The organism is Pseudoalteromonas sp. PPB1 (assembly GCF_015356275.1).
Lineage (GTDB): Bacteria > Pseudomonadota > Gammaproteobacteria > Enterobacterales > Alteromonadaceae > Pseudoalteromonas > Pseudoalteromonas rubra_D.
This window is the reverse complement of the sequence record NZ_JACEQV010000032.1, coordinates 1-18,894: the sequence shown is the minus strand read 5'-3', so window position 1 is coordinate 18,894 and position 18,894 is coordinate 1. Positions and strand designations below refer to the sequence as shown.

Sequence of the window (18,894 nt, the reverse complement as noted above, 5' to 3'; positions counted from 1 at the left end):
TGCAAAGGCCATCACGTCACTTTTATCACCTGATACTTCTCTCATCTTTTCAATAGCCAGAAATTTAATCAATCCCACCTTATATCTTTTGGACAAAGTTATTTTGTTAGTTTTTATTCTTCTCTAATGTAAATGATAATGATTTTTGTTTGCTTTTGATTGCGTTGGAGCGTATTCTTGTCGCGCCATTTATATCTGTTATTTAGCGGTTTTGAATAGGAGGTGTAATGGCAAAGCAATAATGAATTCAATTGTATAAAGGAGTAAATCGTGAATAGACACATTAATTTATGGATACTTGCAGTTATAGCCTCGTTTGCATTTTTTGGACAAGCCAACGCTTTCGATATCTATGAGGAATATGAATATGTAGAGCAGTGGAATGCGACTGGTGAATTTACCTACCGGCGGCATGGGCAAAATGTTACTTATAGCAAGCAGCACATGGGCTTGCTGAAAGCAACTGAAAAGATCAAACAATTGAGAGCGGTAGAAGATGAAATGTATACCCAAATTAAAAATGAGGTAACCGCTGCTATTTCAGGTAAGGCTAGCCTGTATGGATTCGATTTTAAAATACAAGGCCCTTTCAAAGTGAGTCTTCGCGGCCAGCCAAATGGCAATGTAACAGCGACTGTTGGCGGTTTTAGCGTTTATGCCTTAGCTAAAATTAAAAAGAGTTGGTATGCAAAAGGAAAAATAATTGTTTCTAGCAATGTATTGAATTTGAGCGGTAATTATAATGTTAATACCGGCGTAATCAGTGGACTCAGGTTAAATCCGGGTTTTGATATTAACGTTTCGATAGATGTTGACTCTGTGTTCGACTTTATTCCTGGCTTCAATGCAATTTTAACGAATAAATTGGAGGATAAGATTGAAATCACTGCTGAATCAAAGATCCAGGCCGCGTTAAGTAGTCGAATAAATCAGTATCAGAAGACTATATTTGGGCTCGACCAAGCGATTCCAACTGGGGTTTATGTTATTGGTGGTGAGGATTACGCTGTTAAGTTGAAAGATGAATTTGCTGAATTAATTCGTGGTGCGCATATAGAGCTCACCATTGACAGGACTAAAAGGCAGCTTTTTCATGATTTCAATGGCCAAACAAGCTTCAACACTATCATTTTGGGTCAGGCTAGCATTAACTTAAACAACAAGTTTCAGTTAACAGTAAAAGACACCCCCAAAATTGTAAAATGCACAGAAATGAATGGGCACCGCTGGTGTGATCCGGTTAATAATTAACCGTAACTTGGCTTAAGGTACGAGCGGACAGATTACTGCTCGTACACCTCGACAACAAGTTTCTGTCTTAAATCTTAAAGTCAAAGACGCGTATTTACGAATACCAGCTAGCGCAGTAACAACCAATAATTCCACCAAACTCATATTCGTAACGAAATTTTCTGCCCATAATTACAGGCATAGAGGATGATAATACGCTATTTCCTTTACTATGCATTCGTCCTGATTCGTTTGATGGCCTCTTGATGCTGCAATATGATTGATTGCTGATTACAACTAAAAACAGGTTGTTATTTGGCTCAGCCAGTAGCGGCCAGAAACACTATCAACAAATAGCAGGACAATTATGCAGAGAATTATTGGATTATTTTTGACCTTATGCGGGATGAGCATGCCTTCTCTGGCAGCAGAATATACGCAGGGCAGGCAGATAGCTGAGTTGCCTGATGTATTGTCATTCCGAGAGCGTGTTCAGCCCATTAATGACATGGTGACAGACCGACTGGATAATTTACTCCCTAAGCTGATGCAAGAAGCTGACCTGGATATGTGGCTGGTGATTAATCGAGAGTATGGAGAGGACAAGCTGTTTTATACGCTTGTACCACAACCTACGTTTGCGGCGCGGCGTACGACTTTGTTGGTTTTCTCAAAGCAAGCTGATGGCAGCGTTGAGCGATTTAGTGTCAGTCGTTACCCCATCGGGGACCTATACCCGACGGTGTGGAAAGGTGGCACAAAAGCGCAACAATGGCAGCGCCTGGCTGAAGTCATTGCTGAGCGTGATCCAAAACGCATCGGTATTAACGTAAGCGAAGACTGGGCACTGGCTGATGGTCTGAGCGTGGGGCTACATCAGCAACTATTGAAGGTATTACCCGGTAAATACCAAGAGCGATTGGTAAGCGCTGAAGACTTGGTGATCCGTTGGCTTGAGACGCGTAGTCAAAAAGAGCTTAACGTATACCCTCAGGCCGTAACATTGGCACGACGTGTCATTGCTGAAGCATTCTCTAATAAGGTGATCACACCCGGTGTAACCACCACCAAAGATGTTGAATGGTATTTACGCGAACGTTTCGAAGAACTTCAGCTCAGACCCTGGTTTCAACCATATGTGAACATTCAGCGCCAGGGTGATAAAACCAGCAAACAAGACGTTTTCATAGGCGAATATAATCGCACCATTTTGCCAGGAGATATCATTCACACCGATGTGGGGATTTGTTACCTCAATCAATGTACCGATACACAAGAAATGGGCTATGTACTTAAATTGCACGAAACGGATGTGCCAAAGGGTCTCAAACAGGCAATGGCGATGGGTAATCGCTGGCAGGATATTTTAACCAGTAACTTTAAAACTGGCTTAACGGGTAATGAGATCCTGGCCAATACCATCAAACAAAGTGAGGCGGCAGGGATCGTGAGCAGCACCTATACCCATCCGTTAGGATTTGTGGGTCATGCGCCGGGACCAACCATCGGCATGTGGGACAATCAGGGGCCGACGCCTGTACAGGGAGATTGGAAACTCCATCCAAATACCGTCTATGCCATTGAAGGTAATATTAAAACCCAGTTACCGGAATGGGATGATCAATGGATCCAAATCAAGCTGGAGCAAGATGCGGTATTTGATGGTAAGCAAGTTTGGTATCTGGCTGGTCGACAAACGCAATGGCATCTTATTCGATAGCGTTTAACTGGTTAAACAAGGCCCGCCTATGCGGGCTTTGTTTTATCACAGTGAATACGAGTATATCCACATTACAACAGGGCAATCAGCGGTATGTTTAGTGCGGCAATTTGACGCCATAATGCGGCATCTCTTTGCAACTACAGGCAATGTATCCTGGTAATTCTCTAAATTTAAAGGGTATTTAGAAGTGGCGTAGGTTTTGCTTAAGTAACAAAACATTCACAAGGAGACGAATTATGATTTTAAATACCTCTATCCAGAGCGCAGTGAACCCAGTCTCGCAGTATGCTGCCGTTAAGACTACCAACACGGTAGCTGATGTCAGTAACCAATCTACACAATCCAGCTCCGCGGCCGTGAAGCATACATGGGATTCTTTTCGGGATGATGTTGAATCCGACCCTGTATTTGCAAGAGAAATGGCAGAGGCAATCACTTTTATCCCTAACAAAATGACTGTAAACCTCGACGAGGCGCCACCACTGACTGATCCCGTTGCACACAAAAAGTGGGCCGATCAATCTGTCGAGTTTGACCGCATTGCTGAGCAAGTGACTGAGCAACGTATTGCATTGTTCAATCGTATGAAAGGTGAGGGCGCCTCTGATGCTGATATTTATAACGAAATGATTGCGTTTAATAAAGCTCTGCCAATGGACTATCAGGCAAAAGCAGGCATGTTAAGTGTTAACGAGTATGCATGATGTTTATAGGCCTTCTTTTGAAGGCCTATAGCTTATTGCTAATTATAATTGACGATAACTTGACTGCGCTGTCCGTAAGCGGCCGGTGATAGCACGCTGCCATTGCCACGGACACCAAATGCGAAGATAAATTTCTTATTGGCAGCCTGATCATTGAAGTTAGTGAGTCGACCTGATTTGCTGGTACTCACGTTGACACAATTATTCGTTGAATTAAGGCACAGGTAAACCAACATGCCTGGCGGTACATATGAGTAACTCCACGAATAATTAACTGACGTAATTTTTGAGCCAAAAGGCACAGAACCTACAACGGGCAGGTCCAGCGTGTAATAAAGGCCCGTATTTCTTAATGTTGGTCCATAACCACTACTGGCCCAGGCACCGCCATTGATCGTAATCGGGCCCTCAACGTTATTCGGTGAAATTTCTTCAGTAGATACTGAGATGGCAGGATAAAGCAGGTCATCAGGTTGAGTGGTGGCTGCCGAAGCACTCGTCCATAAGACAGACGCAGATACCAAGCATAATGAATATATGTGTTTTTTTGAAAACATGTACTAACTCCTTTTGTTGTAAAGATGTTAGTATTTTGTTTTTTTCTTGATTGTGTCAATTAAGTAATCTTCAAGTCAAACAGCAACTTTTTGAGTGAACCCTAACGCAGGTATATACTTTAAAGTCTCAGGATAAACAGTATTGGGCAGGAAAATATAAGGGTCTAAACTGCAAAGTTTACCCCCACAGCTGAGTGTGCAGCCGCAGGGGAGTTTGATACGAAATTAGAAGTTAAATGAAACCTTACCGTACACAAAGCGGCCATCGGTGCTGTAAGCCGAGAACGCTGAGTATGGGAAGATTTGGTTAAAGTTACTGAACCCTATGTTGCTGACGGTATCCTGTGGATATTGATCAAACAGGTTATTGGCACCAAGGGCAACGCGCCATTGCTCATTGACTTTGTACGCTACTTCCAGATCGGTGATCCATATGGCTTCCAGCACTTCATCTTTTTCAACTGTGCTGGAAGGGTCGGTGACCTCGCCGTAGCGGGTTGCCTTAACCATGACCTGCCACTGTTCACGCTGCCAGTTAGCAACCAGGTTCCATTTGTTATCTGGTGTCCCGGATTCAAAGCGCTCAATTTCACGACGAGCAAAATACTGATAGCTTTCGCCCAGCGCAGCCAGCTCTGCCGGGTTCGCTTTCACATTGGTCACCTCAGTGTCATTGAGGTTTAACGCTGCACTCAGGTTAAGATCGCCATAATCAGCCAAGTCAAAGCGATAGGTTGCTACAATGTCTACGCCCTGAGTACGGGAATCGATGGCATTGGTAAAGTAGCGCACACGCTGAACGTTAAACTCGCCAGCCTGTTGCAGGATCTGCTCAACCGCGTCGCCACTGAGGTTTTCTGACATCACAATGCGGTCATCAATGTCAATGCGATATGCATCTAGCGTCAGGCTGAACGCATCCTGGGTGTAGATGAATCCGGCAGTCAGGTTGACCGACTCTTCTGCTTCCAGAGGTTGTGCGCCAAGTGCCGCCGCCGCTGGGGTATCTACCGGATACAAGCCTACTTCACTGGGTACACCGTCTTCAAAAACCGTGGCAATTGATTTGTAGGAGGTCTGTGCCAGAGAAGGGGCACGGAATCCTGTGCTCAGGGCACCACGCAGTGACAGTTGGTCATTAACTACATAACGAGTTGCAAGTTTACCGGTCAGTGTAGAGCCAAAGTCGCTGTAATCTTCATAACGCGCTGCCAGAACCAGGTTCCAGTCTGTTGTCAGGTAAGTATCCAATTCGGCAAACAAGGCGATGTTATGACGTGACTCATCAACCGCACTTTCTGGTGAAAATCCGGCCAGAACCTGAGCACCACCAGCGGCAACCGGTTGTCCGTTAGCATCCAGAACGGTCTGGTAAGAGGCTAATTCACCGGCCTGGATCTCATAAGTTTCGCGGCGATACTCACTGCCAAGTGTCACAAACACACTATCGTAAAGGCCTAAGTCCAGCTCGGTTTTTGCTTCAGCGTTAACCAACAGCTGACTGTAGACCAAAGCACCGTTGTCAAACTCTGTTGGGCTGCTTGCACCCATTGACGTGTTCAGGCTGTTTGATACGCCAAAGCCGAAGTCGTTCAGACCATAGTTTGTGCTGACGTCGTACTGCCAGTCACCCGCATCACCTTTGGCACCGACTGCGAAACTGTAGTCGCGTACTTCGGTGTCAATTTGCGGTAAGAAGCCATCAGGGTAGACTTCAGTCAGGTTACGGCTATCCTGTGGACGACGGAAAAAGCCACCTGAATTACCATCGCGGCTTGAGAAGCTGCCAAAGGAATACAGGTCCAGCTCGGAGTTAAGTGTGTACCCCGCATTGTAGAATAGAGCGAAATCTTCGATGTCGGCTTTACCAAACCTGTGGTTATAACGCTCAGCCGAAAATTCTCGTGGATCCAGCTTACCGTTTTCATCCCGGGCATACTGTTCGCGCTCATCGATGCCAGAGCGGTTGGTCGGCTGCTTGTTACGTAGTTCAGCAGCCACATTGATAAAACCGTTGTCGCCCAATGCAAAGCCCATATTGCCGCTGATGGTTGTTGTGCCACCATCGTTCAGCTCGCGATCTGCGCCTTTGTCAAATGCCAGGTTGCCTTCGGCATCCTCGTAGGTACGCAACAACTGAGGTGAACCGGCCATTTGAGTATCGTATTCACCGTAGGTGACCGACAGGTTGCCACCTTCGTCGGCATCATTTAGTACAATGTTGATCACGCCAGCAATGGCATCTGAGCCGTACTGTGCAGCGGCACCATCACGCAAAACTTCGATGCGCTTGATAGCGGCCGTTGGAATAGTATTGAGGTCTACCGCTGTAGAGCCACGACCTACGGTCCCGTTTAGATTGAGCAGCGCACTGGCGTGGCGGCGCTTACCATTGATAAGCACCAAAGTATGGTCAGGCGCCAACCCACGTAACACAGCAGGACGAGCATGATCTGTCCCGTCTGCCAGTTGTGAATTAGGGAAATTAAAGCTGGGTACCAGCGTTGTCAAAACTTGGCTCAGTTCAAGCTGACCTGAGCTGGTGATTTCATCCATGCTGATCACATCGACCGGTACTGTGCTTTCAGCAACACTGCGCAAGCTGCGGCGAGTACCTGTGACTTCAATCACTTCTGTGGTGTTACTGGCTGTGGGTGCCTGGCTTTCTTCTGCATTAATTTGAAACGAAGCGGCGGCGCCCAGCACCAAGCTGATGCTGGCTGCCAGAGTACTCGGTCTTAACATAGAGATTCCTGTTTATATGTTGATTTCTATACGGGCTAAGTTGTCTGGCCCATGAAAAGGACGGCAATACTAAAGGTGGAAAATTCGATGCGAAATTCGAATTCGTTATAAATTATAACCGCTCAAGTTTTTATGCTTTTTTAGTTACATTGCGTTAAATGCTGATCATAAGATTACAAAGCATCAATCAGAGGTGGGCGAATGATGCTCAGAGGTGTCAGGTTCGGGTTGATGCACTTTTCGTTGTTCAATCAGTTTTTTTGCTGCTTTGGATAAAATTATTTCGTTGGTCTAAGGTTAAGCTCAAGGGTATAAAGCATTTTTACCAAGGAGCAAAACATGTCGACTTTAATGATGGTTGGGTGGCGTGAATGGCTGGCTTTGCCTCAGCTGGGGATAAGCCGCATCAAAGCCAAGGTGGACACCGGAGCTAGGACGTCTTGTTTACATGCGTTCAAAGTTGAAGAGTTCACGCAAGATGGCGCACCCTGGGTGCGGTTTTGGATGCATCCGGAACAAAAAAATACTGAGTATGAAGTCGTGTGTGCAGCCCCTGTGCTGGATGTGCGCACGGTGACAGACTCAGGTGGCCATCAGGAGTCTCGCTATGTGATCCAGTCAATGCTGCACATAGGGGACCAGGCCTGGCCCATCGAAATTACGCTGACAAACCGGGATAACATGAAATTTCGCATGCTTTTGGGGCGCACAGCAATGGCAGGGCGGATCAGCGTTGATCCAGCAGCCTCTTATTTGACTAAGAAAAGAATTGAAGCAAGGAATTAAAATGAAAATCGCCATTCTATCCCGGAATAAAAATCTCTACTCAACGCGTCGTTTAATTGAAGCGGCTGAGCAACGCGGTCACGAACCTGTGGTGTTGGACGTATTACGTTGTTATATGAACATTAATTCTAATGAACCAGAGATTCACTTCAAAGGCGATAAAATCGTTGGGGTGGATGCAGTGGTGCCAAGAATTGGTGCATCTGTGACGTTTTATGGCTGTGCAGTGTTGCGTCAGTTCGAAATGATGGGGATTTATCCGCTCAATGAGTCTGTGGCGATCACCCGCTCACGCGACAAATTGCGCTCTTTGCAGCTGTTGTCTCGTAAAGGCGTGGGCATGCCTATTACTGGGTTTGCTAATAAGCCTGATGACGTCAAAGACTTGTTGGATATGGTCGGTGGTGCGCCTGTGGTGATTAAGCTGCTGGAAGGAACGCAGGGAATAGGGGTGGTGCTTGCAGAAACCCGTAAAGCAGCAGAAAGCGTGATCGAAGCCTTTATGGGCCTGAAAGCCAATATTATGGTGCAGGAATATATTAAAGAAGCGGGTGGCGCGGATATTCGCTGTTTTGTGATCGGAGATAAAGTGATTGCCGCAATGAAGCGTCAGGCACAGGAAGGCGAGTTTCGCTCAAACCTGCACCGTGGCGGTAGCGCCAGCCTTATTCGGATCACACCTGAGGAGCGCAAAACCGCGGTTGCTGCGGCCAAAGCGATGGGGCTGAATGTTGCCGGCGTCGATCTGCTGCGTTCGGAGCGTGGTCCTTTGGTGATGGAAGTAAACTCATCGCCGGGCCTTGAGGGCATAGAAAAAGCGACCGGTAAGGATATCGCCGGTATGATCATAGAATTTATGGAAAAAAATGCAGCCAGTAAGAGGACCGCGACGCGTGGCAAAGGCTAAGAAAAACCAGGTATTTACACTACTAAACACACAAATAGAGGTGGCTGAGCGCAAGACGCTGTCGTTGGAGGTGGCAAAACTATACACCCATTCTCCGCTTACGATCCCCATCGAGGTGGTGAATGGTGCCGAGGCGGGTCCTGTGGTGATGGTGTGCGCTGCGATCCATGGCGATGAACTGAATGGCGTAGAGGTTGTACGTCAGTTACTGACAAAAGTAGAGCCCAAAGCATTGCGAGGCACGTTAATTGCTGTGCCAGTGGTAAATGTATTTGGTTTTATTCATAAGTCTCGTTATTTGCCTGACAGGCGGGATTTGAACCGGTGCTTTCCCGGTTCGGAGCGGGGATCACTGGCAGCCAGGGTGGCCAACGTGTTTTTTAAACGAGTCGCGAGCAAGTGCACGCATATTATTGACTTGCATACTGGCGCAATACACCGCTCAAATCTGCCGCAGATCCGGGCAAACCTGGAATGCGAAGCAACGGCGGATATTGCAAAAGCCTTTGGTACGCCCGTAGTGATAGATGCAACGTTGCGCAACGGTTCTTTGCGCAGTGAGGCTAGTAACCTTGGGATCCCGGTGATCACATACGAAGGGGGAGAGGCATTGCGTTTTGACCCACTGGCAATTGCTGCCGGATTGCAAGGCGTCGAAAATGTGTTAAGGCGGCTTAAGGTGCTCAAAGGCAGGCGCTCGAAAAAGCTACCTGAACCTGTGATAGCTGACTCCACCAGCTGGGTCAGGGCGCATACTGACGGGATCGTGCGAGCTATGGTTGGTCTGGGAGAGCGAGTTAATAAAGAGCAGGTGCTGGGTTACATCAGCAACCCTTTGGGGGGCAATGAAGTGGCTATACAGGCGCCACGCAGCGGTATCATTATCGGGCAGCAGTCTTTGCCTTTGGTGAACGAAGGCGATGCGGTGTTTCATATCGCCTATTTTGCCCATGCTAATACCATAGTCGAGCAACAGCTCGGTGAGTTTATCGACGAGCTGGATTTAGAAGAGCAGCCGGTCGACACAGAACTAAACAACTGATCATACAGCTGGCCCAGCGTGCCTGGCCAGCTACCTCTCTGCCTGTGCTTGCGAAGATAGAGAAACTGTCTCAGGCACTCTTTTTACAACCCCCTTGGTTTCACCTGAGCTTTTACACACAGCTTATTTAATTTGTTGTGAGAATTCGCAAGCTGTTCAGCGGAATTGGGCGTTAAGCCCTACCTTTGAATATAGCAGGCACACCGGACTGGCTTATTAATAACGAATCATTCCGATCCCTTGGTCTCATTTGCCCCGTTTTTTCGCACAACTTCGTTGTTTCTACCAAGTACAAAAAAAAGGCTGGCCATATACTGTGCAGCTATCTGGAATACTCAGGTTAGAAAGGAAAAATATGGAATCTATGTCTGTTGGCGCTGAGTTCATGCGAACATTTGACGTACAGCTCGCGCAGTCGCAAAAACAAAAGGACGCCGTTTTTTATATCCGTCATCAAGTTTATTGTGATGAGCTGAGCTGGGAAGCGAGGCAGCAAACACAACTGGAACGGGACGAATACGACAATCATTCAATTCATTGTTTGTTGCAGCATAAGCCCAGCAAGCAATATGTCGGGTGTATTCGATTGATCATTCCTTCGCCTCATTCGTCTTTAACCTTACCCAGCCAGGACCAGTACGGTGGGTATTTAAAAACGAGCCTGTTGTTGCCATTGTTGCAGTCGGGTACGTTAAGTGAATGCTCCCGGCTGGCATTGCTGCCTGAAGTAAGGCGCCAAAATAACAACAGTTATCGCCGGGGTGAGGCAAGTACTTTGCTGCAGCTTACGTATCAACACACTCAGCTTATGTCTGTCAGCTTGTATTTCTGTTGTATTGCCCTGGCTAAAGCACACCAGTGTCGGGGCACTTTATTGTTGGCCAATTCAAAGTTAACCAAACACCTTAAAATGCTTGGTCTGACCCTCACCAGGCTTAGTGAAGATATTGAGCATAGAGGTTGCAGGGCGGTATATCACTTTGATACGCATGAGTTTAAGGCGCAGCAGCTTCGCAGTGACGTACTCAGCGATCTATACCTGGCTGTGGAGCGCCGGCTTTCTCAGCAGTTAAATAATACTGAACTTGCCTGTGAATTATCCTAAGGAATGATGATGAATACGCATTTTGATTATGATCTGGCTTTTTCCAGAAATATTGGGTGGGTGACCTCCACAGAGCAACAGGTTTTAAAACGTAAAAAGGTGGCCATTGCGGGTTTAGGGGGCGTAGGAGGGTCTCATTTATTGGCGTTGGTCAGGCTGGGGATCACACGGTTTAATCTTGCTGATTTTGACGAGTTTGGGTGTGAAAACACCAATCGACAGGTGGGCGCAACGACCGCAAGTTATGGTAAAAAAAAGCTCGATACGATGATCAATATGGCCAGAGAAATCAACCCTGATATTGAGATCACAGGGTTCAGCGAGGGGGTGACCGAGCATAACCTGACAGAGTTTTTAGCTGATGTTGATTGCTATATTGATGCACTGGATTTCTTTGTATTGAATATAAGACGGCGTGTGTTTGCACAGTGCTATGACCTGGGCATACCGGCAACGACGGCTGCGCCCATTGGAATGGGGACTGCATACATTAACTTCCTGCCCGGAAAAATGTCGTTCGAGCAGTACTTTGACCTTGCGGGATATACGGAGTGTGACCAGTACATCCGGTTTTATCTGGGCCTGACCCCCGCCAATTTGCAGAAATCGGCACTGGTTGACCCGTCAACTGTGGACCTGGCGAATAAAAAAGGGCCCTCGACTGTGGTTGGATGCCAGCTGGCGACGGGCGTGGCAGTGGCTCAGGTTGCCAAAATACTGCTTAATCGTGGACCAGTTATCTGCGCGCCGCGTAGCCTGCACTTTGATGCCTTCAGCAATAAAATGAAAAAAGTATGGCGACCGGCTGGCAACCGTAACCCTCTACAACAGTTTTTGTTCAAACTGATCAGGAAAAAATTACAGACGCCCCGGCACGACGCCAAGCCCTCAGGATCCGTGCCCGCAAGCAATGCGATGACGACGGCGGAAAAAGTGATTGAACTGGCCAAGTGGGCACCCAGTGGCGACAACACCCAGCCATGGCTTTTTAAACTGCTCAGTGACACGACATTTATCATTTATGCCAGTAATACCAGTGAGCACAGCGTATATGATTTGGATGGACATTCCAGCGAGCTGGCGCACGGCATGCTATTGGAAGCCATTGATATTGCGGCCAGTCGCTACCACTGCCGAGCGGTTGTGAAGCAGACAGAGACGCAAGCGCCAGCAGGCCTTGCCAATACGCTTCATTATCAGGTTGAGTTAGAGCTGGACAGTAACGTAAAGCCGGATCCATTGCTTCCCTATGTTAAAACCCGCACAGTGCAGCGCCGTCCAATGGGGACCCGGGCGTTGACGGATGAGGAAAAAGCCGCGTTGCAGCAGTGCCTACCTGCTGGCTTTAAGCTGCACTTTTATGAGAGCCTGGCGCAAAAATGGCGGTGCGCCTGGTTGAACTTTAAAAATGCGAAAACCAGATTGACCATGAAGGAGGCCTATCACGTCCATAAGGAAATCATTGATTGGGGCCAGCAATTTAGTGACAGCAAAATACCAGAGCAAGCGCTGGGCATAGATAAAGGCACGGGCCAGCTGATGCAGTGGGCCTTCAAAAAGTGGAGCCGGGTTGCCTTTTTAAATCGATACCTGTTTGGTACGCTCGCACCCAGAATACAATTAGATTTGCTCCCAGGGATCTGTTCGAGTGCACATTTTACCCTGTGCGCGCCACATCCGGCTGAGTTACAGAACGACTATCTGGCTGCCGGGCGAGCGATTTATCGATTCTGGTTAATGACCGATGCTTTGCAGCTTGGCTTACAGCCGGGGTTAACACCGGTTATTTTTTCCCGTTACCTCGACAACGATGTGACTTTTACAGACGATCAATCCGTTTGTAGGCGGGCAAAGGCATGTCAGCGCCTCTATAAGTCTTTTATTCCCGAGCATAAAAACCTGGTCTTTATGGGTCGAGTGGGCAGAACTGCGCCGCCCGTATCCCGCTCCGTGAGGCGTTCACTGAAGACTTTGGTGCTCAGCGATAATGCCGCAGATAGCTAAGAGTCGTTTGGTCAGGTGTAAGTTCTTAGCAGCATAAACGCGCGCTCGTCGACACTAGACAATTAGTCGGAATTTCACATTTTCATTTTTGCTAAGCGATGATGTTTGGTATAAAGCAGCCTCACGCTGAATGTGAATCCGACTAGAAAAGTGACGTTAAAACAGGCTTTTTTAGTTAAATGATTACGTGAAACGGCAAAGTAGGGTAGAATAGCGCGGTTCTATCTACACGTATTACTGCCTGACGAGGTTTATATGAGTTTGTATAATGAGTACATGGAAGAAATCCAAACCCGTAAAACGGAACTTGGATTGAGTCCAAAACCAATCGATAGCGCTGATCTGCTATCTGAAATTATTGCCCAAATCAAAGACACAGGGCATGAGCACCGTGAAGATTCTCTGAACTTCTTCATCTACAACACGCTTCCGGGCACAACCAGCGCAGCTGGTGTGAAAGCACAATTCCTAAAAGAAATTATCCTGGGCGAAGAGACTGTAGCTGAAATTTCTGCGGACTTTGCATTTGAACTGCTTTCTCACATGAAAGGCGGTCCTTCAATTGCGGTACTACTTGACCTTGCACTGGGCAACGACGAAGCGGTTGCTAAGCAAGCTGCTGACGTACTTAAAACGCAGGTTTTCCTTTATGACGCAGACACGTCACGTTTAGAAGCGGCGTTTAAAGCGGGCAATGCAATTGCAAAAGACATCTTAGAAAGCTACGCGAAAGCTGAATTCTTTACTAAGCTGCCTGATATTGCAGAGAAAATTGAAGTTGTTACTTATATTGCCGGTGAAGGTGATATCTCAACTGACTTACTTTCTCCAGGTAACCAGGCACACTCACGTGCTGACCGTGAACTACACGGTAAATGTATGATCACCCCTGAGGCACAGCAAGAAATTGTTGAGCTGCAGAAGAAGCACCCAAATGCAAAAGTTATGCTGATTGCTGAAAAAGGCACTATGGGTGTAGGTTCATCTCGTATGTCTGGTGTGAACAACGTTGCACTTTGGGCAGGTACACAAGCAAGCCCGTACGTGCCATTCATCAATATTGCACCAGTTGTTGCGGGTACTAACGGTATTGCACCAATCTTCCTGACAACCGTTGATGTAACCGGTGGTATCGGTCTTGACCTTAAAAACTGGGTGAAGAAAACCGATGAAAACGGCAATGTAGTGACTGACGCGAACGGCGACCCAGTATTGGAAGAAGCTTACTCAGTGGCTACAGGCACTGTACTTACTATCGATACTAAAGCACAGAAGCTGTACAACGGCGACAAAGAGCTGGTTGATGTATCTTCTTCATTCACTCCACAAAAAGTCGAGTTCATGAAGGCGGGTGGTTCTTACGCTGTGGTATTCGGTAAGAAGCTACAAACGTTTGCAGCCGAAACGCTGGGCATTGAAGCACCAGAAGTGTATGCACCGTCTAAAGAAGTATCTCATGAAGGTCAGGGTCTGACTGCGGTTGAGAAAATCTTCAACCGTAACGCAGTAGGTGTTGCTTCTGACACACCACTTCATGCTGGTTCTAACGTTCGTGTTAAAGTGAACATCGTTGGTTCTCAGGACACCACAGGTCCAATGACGTCTCAGGAGCTGGAAGCCATGGCTGCTTCTACGATTTCTCCTTTGGTAGACGGCGCATATCAGTCAGGCTGTCACACTGCGTCTGTTTGGGATAAAAAAGCGCAAGCGAACATTCCTAAGCTAATGGCGTTCATGAACAAGTTTGGTCTGATCACAGCGCGTGACCCGAAAGGGGTTTATCACTCAATGACAGACGTAATCCACAAAGTACTGAACGACATTACTGTGGATGACCGCGCTATCATCATCGGTGGTGACTCGCACACGCGTATGTCTAAAGGTGTGGCATTCGGTGCTGACTCAGGTACTGTTGCGCTGGCACTGGCGACTGGTGAATCAGCAATGCCAATTCCAGAGTCTGTAAAAGTAACCTTCAAAGGTGCCATGGCTAAGCACATGGACTTCCGTGATGTGGTACACGCGACTCAGGCACAAATGCTGAAGCAATTCGGCGGTGAGAACGTGTTCCAGGGCCGTATCATCGAAGTACACATTGGTACTCTGATGGCGGACCAAGCGTTCACTTTCACTGACTGGACTGCAGAGATGAAAGCGAAAGCGTCAATCTGTATCTCTAACGATGAAACGTTGATCAAGTCAATCGAGCTGGCTAAGAGCCGCATCCAGATCATGATCAACAAGGGCATGGAGAACGAAGCGAAGACGTTACAAGGCCTTATCGACTTGGCCGATGAGCGTATCGCGGGTATCAACTCAGGTGAGCAACCTGCACTTGCACCTGATGACAATGCTAAGTACTACGCAGAAGTCGTTGTTAACCTGGACGAAATCGTTGAACCAATGATTGCTGACCCGGATGTAAACAACGAAGACGTTTCTAAGCGTTACACGCACGATGTGATCCGTCCTGTTTCTTTCTACGATGGCAAGCCAGTTGACCTGGGCTTCGTCGGTTCTTGTATGGTTCACAAAGGTGACATGCAGATCATCGCACAGATGCTCCGTAACCTTGAGAAGCAAAATGGCTCAATCGAGTTCAAAGCACCGCTGGTTGTTGCGCCACCAACGTATAACATCGTTGATGAGCTAAAAGCAGAAGGCGACTGGGAAGTACTGGCTAAGTACGCAGGCTTTGAGTTTGACGATGAAAATCCGAAGACGGCTGCACGTACTAAGTACGAAAACATTCTGTATCTTGAGCGTCCTGGATGTAACCTGTGTATGGGTAACCAGGAAAAAGCGGAACCAGGTGACACAGTTATCGCAACTTCTACGCGTCTGTTCCAGGGCCGTGTTGTAGCGGATTCTAGCGAGAAGAAAGGTGAATCACTACTTGGCTCTACGCCACTGGTAGTACTTTCAACGATTCTGGGTCGTTTCCCGACTATGGACGAGTACCAGGCCGCAGTTGAAGGCATCGACCTGACAGCGTTCACCCCACTTGAAGAAGAACTGACAACTAAGTTCGGTTCAGAGCAAGCGGTACCAGTTAAAGTACTTTAATCTTCACAGATTAAAATACTGAAAAAAGCGCGTTTATACGCGCTTTTTTGTTGGGTGGAGATTGGTGTTGGCGATATTGGTAGCCTGTTTCGGCGCTTTCTCTGTTTTTAGATGCAAAGGAAAATGTTGAGTTTTGTGTTTATAGATATCAAAAAAAGGAGATTAGGGCATTCTCACCCTGTGTTCTGTTTACCCATACAGTTATAAATGAGTCTCGTCTATACCAAGGCTCGGTTCCAACATAACTGTTTTAGCTTGAGTGGTGCAAATAAAAGTGTTATATTTTTGTTGTTAATGTGAATAAGTTAATTAATCTGTGAGCTGTACGGTTTTAGGAACTGAGTTTAATCGGCATTTTCGCTAATAAGCTGTTAGCTTTCAATACCAATGAAAAAGAGAATATATGTCAGATGAAGTAAATCAAATGATATCTTTTTTTGGGGGGGCGCCTCCATAATTGCGCTGTTTGGCAGTGTTGCTGGTGGATTTCTACTGTTTCTTAAAAAGTTTCAGCACAAGCATAAATTAGAGTCTGAGAAGCTGGTGGAAATACGCGGTAAGTGTTCTGAGAGAGATAAGTCTGCAACAACTCAAGGAAAGCGAATGGATCTTTTTATTTATCATCAGACTTTACTTTCATCAATGCAGTCCTCACGCGTTTCCGATGAGCTAGGGCGTTTGGCCTACTTTGTGTTTTCTATATCAGCAATATTCTTTTTTGCTTCTCTAGATGATAATGCTAATTATCTTATTGACAGAATATCCGGAAAAACCCTTTTGTTTTACGACAATTATTTGATCTTTTTCTTTTTTCTTAGCAATGCTAGTGACCTTAAATCTGCAATTACTTAGAGAGTCCAATAGGCATAAAAAGTTATGTCGGCAATGACGAATGGCTTGGTAGAGCAATTGAGAGAAGTTATTGAACCTAGCAAAAGCTAACAAGGCGCTGCTGACGGACAATTTTTCCGCTGCGCTCCGAAATTGCCGCAGAGAGCTGCGTTATGCAACTAAGCAAAGCTAGTGTGCAAAGTTTACAGAAAAGATAATTAAGGATGAAGGCTTAAATGAGTTCTGTTTTTCGAAAAGAAAACTGTATTGTTGTGAGAGGAGATCTTTACGATTTTCACCGGCTTCTATCTCAAATACATCAAGCAATTGAAGGTGCAGAATACAAAGATATTGTGCTTGATATGGAGGAATGTACCAGCGCATTTCCTGGCCCAATGCTCTCGCTTTGTGCTCAGGTTCTTGCTTATCGAAAAGCGGGGATTGACTTCACGCTCAAAGCCCCAAGGACCATGAAACTATTCAACTTATTTAAAAATGCTAACTGGAACTATCTACTAGATCCTAAGAACTTTGAAAAGTCTCAGTTTAGAGGCCACTCCCGAATTCCTGCTACTCAATATCAAACACCATCAGAACAGAATGAAGCAGTTAATAAAATTGTGAATGTGATATTAGGTGCTATCCCTGATATGCAGCGCAAGGATTTTGCGGCATTTGAGTGGGCGATTAATGAGATTACAGATAATGTGTTGGTGCACTCAGAGTCTTCTATTGGAGGGCTTGTTCAGGTTTCGACATTTAAGAGGAATAGTAAACAGGTACAATTTGTGGTTGCTGATGCTGGTATGGGAGTTCCTAAATCACTTAGGCTTGGGCGACCCGAGCTGACATCAGATACTGATGCTCTGGATCAAGCTATTAGAGAAGGGGTTACGAGGGATACTAAAGTAGGACAAGGCAATGGGCTATTTGGTAGTTACCAAATATGCAGTTTGTGTGAAGGACACTTTCGTATTGACGCAGGGAATGCAAAGTTAGTATTTAATAATAAAAAAGGGTTATCTATATCTAATGAAAGGATACCTTATGGGGGGACAATGGTTGAGGCTACTATCGATTTTACACAGCAGGGTTTGTTAGAAAAGGCTCTGAATTTTAAAGGAAACGAGCATACCCCTGTTGATTTTGTCGAAGTTGAATATGAAAAAAATGATGATGGGAGTATTCACTTTATCGTCGAACAAGAAGCACAATCATTCGGTAGTAGAGTCTCCGGAAAACCAGTTAGAACTAAACTGTCTAATTTAGAGAAAATGATAAGCGGCTCACAGATTGTTGTTGATTTAAAGAATATACCAATTATGTCTAGCAGCTTTGCTGACGAGGCCTTTGGGAAACTATTTATGCAGACAGGTGCTCTAGCTTTTATGAGTAAATTCAGATTTATAAATGTCATGCCAACGGTTCAGCAGCTTATAGATAAAGCAATTGCCCAAAGAATGGCAGTCGGAGTCGTGGATTAAGTCGCATAACAGAAAGTAAATTAAGGGAAATAGTACGGACACCCAATCAAAGAAGGAAGTAATTAAAAGAGACACCCATTCAAAACCAGCGCTCAGTAAGGGAAAAAACACGGATATCCATTGTAAAATAGGGTTAAAGGAGACACCTATTCAAAACCAAGGAAATTAAAGCAGACACCCATTCAAAACCAGTGCTCAGTGAGCGATTTTATTCAGTGTAGGAATGGATGTCTGCCTTTCTACCGTGTGGCATAGCAAAGTACTGCAAGAGTGACAGTCACCATTTGAGCTTCGGATCATGGTAAGCCTAACTTAATAAGCATTCACAATTAGCCAGGTTAGTAACGAATGAATAGCACGGACACCCAATCAAAAACTGTCCTAAATTTGGGGTCCGAGTTTGGGAGAGGGGGTCTGCTAGTTTTAATCAAGCTGGCCGTGCTAACGTGCTTGATGCCAGTCTGCTAGCTCTGTGACAAATTAAAAGAGAGTAGAATTAAAAGCAACAATTAAAGAAGACACCCATTCAAAACCAGCGCTCAGTGAGGGAAAAAACACGGATATCCATTGTAAAATAGGGTTAAAGTGTACTAGCTCAGACTTGACCTGACAGTTACCCGTTTTTCAATCGGTGATTGTCAGTCTAGATTTGGGCTAAATTCTTTTCAGCCCAGAGCGATTTCCCATCTAATAATGTTTCAAGTGGCGTT

At 46.1% G+C, this 18,894-nt stretch carries 13 protein-coding genes; 11 read left to right on the top strand and 2 right to left on the bottom strand.

What is annotated here, in order from left to right:
- Positions 1–270 precede the first annotated feature (270 nt).
- The 3 genes from IY568_RS21985 to IY568_RS21975 all read left to right on the top strand — a co-directional run bounded on the left by IY568_RS21985 (position 271) and on the right by IY568_RS21975 (position 3,657).
- On the top strand, positions 271–1,251 hold the full coding sequence (locus IY568_RS21985; RefSeq protein WP_194868712.1) for a hypothetical protein: 981 nt from the start codon (positions 271–273) through the stop codon (positions 1,249–1,251).
- Between the two features lie 346 nt (positions 1,252–1,597).
- The gene (locus tag IY568_RS21980) at positions 1,598–2,950 is read left to right on the top strand and encodes a M24 family metallopeptidase (RefSeq protein ID WP_194868711.1); all 1,353 of its coding nucleotides are present in this window, start codon (positions 1,598–1,600) and stop codon (positions 2,948–2,950) included.
- A gap of 239 nt (positions 2,951–3,189) precedes the next feature.
- Positions 3,190–3,657, top strand: a complete 468-nt coding sequence (locus IY568_RS21975; protein WP_125563662.1) for a hypothetical protein — start codon at positions 3,190–3,192, stop codon at positions 3,655–3,657.
- Between the two features lie 38 nt (positions 3,658–3,695).
- Here IY568_RS21975 and IY568_RS21970 read toward each other — a convergent pair whose 3' ends face one another.
- Positions 3,696–4,214 carry a flagellar protein FlhE gene (locus IY568_RS21970; protein WP_194868710.1) on the bottom strand — a complete coding sequence of 173 codons (519 nt, stop codon included), beginning with the start codon at positions 4,212–4,214 and terminating at the stop codon, positions 3,696–3,698.
- A gap of 225 nt (positions 4,215–4,439) precedes the next feature.
- Complete coding sequence (locus tag IY568_RS21965; protein ID WP_194868709.1) at positions 4,440–6,959, bottom strand: TonB-dependent receptor plug domain-containing protein; 2,520 nt, start codon at positions 6,957–6,959, stop codon at positions 4,440–4,442.
- A 339-nt stretch (positions 6,960–7,298) separates the two neighbouring features.
- On the opposite strand from IY568_RS21965, the gene IY568_RS21960 reads away from it, so the two are divergent.
- From IY568_RS21960 to IY568_RS21925, 8 genes are all read left to right on the top strand, one after another.
- Positions 7,299–7,745: an ATP-dependent zinc protease gene (locus IY568_RS21960; protein ID WP_138539720.1), complete on the top strand. Its 447-nt coding sequence runs from the start codon at positions 7,299–7,301 to the stop codon at positions 7,743–7,745.
- 1 nt (position 7,746) lies between these two features.
- The gene (gene rimK, locus IY568_RS21955; RefSeq protein WP_010386451.1) at positions 7,747–8,652 is read left to right on the top strand and encodes a 30S ribosomal protein S6--L-glutamate ligase; all 906 of its coding nucleotides are present in this window, start codon (positions 7,747–7,749) and stop codon (positions 8,650–8,652) included.
- Positions 8,639–9,694 (top strand): succinylglutamate desuccinylase/aspartoacylase family protein, encoded by a 1,056-nt coding sequence (locus IY568_RS21950; protein WP_125563652.1) that lies wholly within the window; start codon positions 8,639–8,641, stop codon positions 9,692–9,694. The genes rimK and IY568_RS21950 overlap by 14 nt, the downstream gene beginning before the upstream one ends.
- Before the next feature lie 355 nt (positions 9,695–10,049).
- Positions 10,050–10,799: a PEP-CTERM/exosortase system-associated acyltransferase gene (locus IY568_RS21945; protein ID WP_194868708.1), complete on the top strand. Its 750-nt coding sequence runs from the start codon at positions 10,050–10,052 to the stop codon at positions 10,797–10,799.
- Positions 10,800–10,808: 9 nt separating this feature from the next.
- Positions 10,809–12,803, top strand: a complete 1,995-nt coding sequence (locus IY568_RS21940; protein WP_194868707.1) for a ThiF family adenylyltransferase — start codon at positions 10,809–10,811, stop codon at positions 12,801–12,803.
- A gap of 255 nt (positions 12,804–13,058) precedes the next feature.
- Positions 13,059–15,869, top strand: a complete 2,811-nt coding sequence (locus IY568_RS21935; RefSeq protein WP_194868706.1) for a bifunctional aconitate hydratase 2/2-methylisocitrate dehydratase — start codon at positions 13,059–13,061, stop codon at positions 15,867–15,869.
- A gap of 603 nt (positions 15,870–16,472) precedes the next feature.
- Complete coding sequence (locus tag IY568_RS21930) at positions 16,473–16,721, top strand: hypothetical protein (protein WP_194868705.1); 249 nt, start codon at positions 16,473–16,475, stop codon at positions 16,719–16,721.
- Positions 16,722–16,936: 215 nt separating this feature from the next.
- Positions 16,937–18,184 (top strand): STAS-like domain-containing protein, encoded by a 1,248-nt coding sequence (locus IY568_RS21925; protein ID WP_194868704.1) that lies wholly within the window; start codon positions 16,937–16,939, stop codon positions 18,182–18,184.
- Positions 18,185–18,894: the final 710 nt, after the last annotated feature.

Excerpts from the sequence above, each read along its gene's own strand:
- IY568_RS21965 (WP_194868709.1), bottom strand. The coding sequence starts at position 6,959 with ATGTTAAGACCGAGTACTCTGGCAGCCAGCATCAGCTTGGTGCTGGGC.
- IY568_RS21960 (WP_138539720.1), top strand. The coding sequence starts at position 7,299 with ATGTCGACTTTAATGATGGTTGGGTGGCGTGAATGGCTGGCTTTGCCT.
- IY568_RS21975 (WP_125563662.1), top strand. The coding sequence starts at position 3,190 with ATGATTTTAAATACCTCTATCCAGAGCGCAGTGAACCCAGTCTCGCAG.
- IY568_RS21940 (WP_194868707.1), top strand. The coding sequence starts at position 10,809 with ATGAATACGCATTTTGATTATGATCTGGCTTTTTCCAGAAATATTGGG.
- rimK (WP_010386451.1), top strand. The coding sequence starts at position 7,747 with ATGAAAATCGCCATTCTATCCCGGAATAAAAATCTCTACTCAACGCGT.
- IY568_RS21970 (WP_194868710.1), bottom strand. The coding sequence starts at position 4,214 with ATGTTTTCAAAAAAACACATATATTCATTATGCTTGGTATCTGCGTCT.
- IY568_RS21935 (WP_194868706.1), top strand. The coding sequence starts at position 13,059 with ATGAGTTTGTATAATGAGTACATGGAAGAAATCCAAACCCGTAAAACG.
- IY568_RS21980 (WP_194868711.1), top strand. The coding sequence starts at position 1,598 with ATGCAGAGAATTATTGGATTATTTTTGACCTTATGCGGGATGAGCATG.
- IY568_RS21925 (WP_194868704.1), top strand. The coding sequence starts at position 16,937 with ATGAGTTCTGTTTTTCGAAAAGAAAACTGTATTGTTGTGAGAGGAGAT.
- IY568_RS21930 (WP_194868705.1), top strand. The coding sequence starts at position 16,473 with ATGGATCTTTTTATTTATCATCAGACTTTACTTTCATCAATGCAGTCC.
- IY568_RS21945 (WP_194868708.1), top strand. The coding sequence starts at position 10,050 with ATGGAATCTATGTCTGTTGGCGCTGAGTTCATGCGAACATTTGACGTA.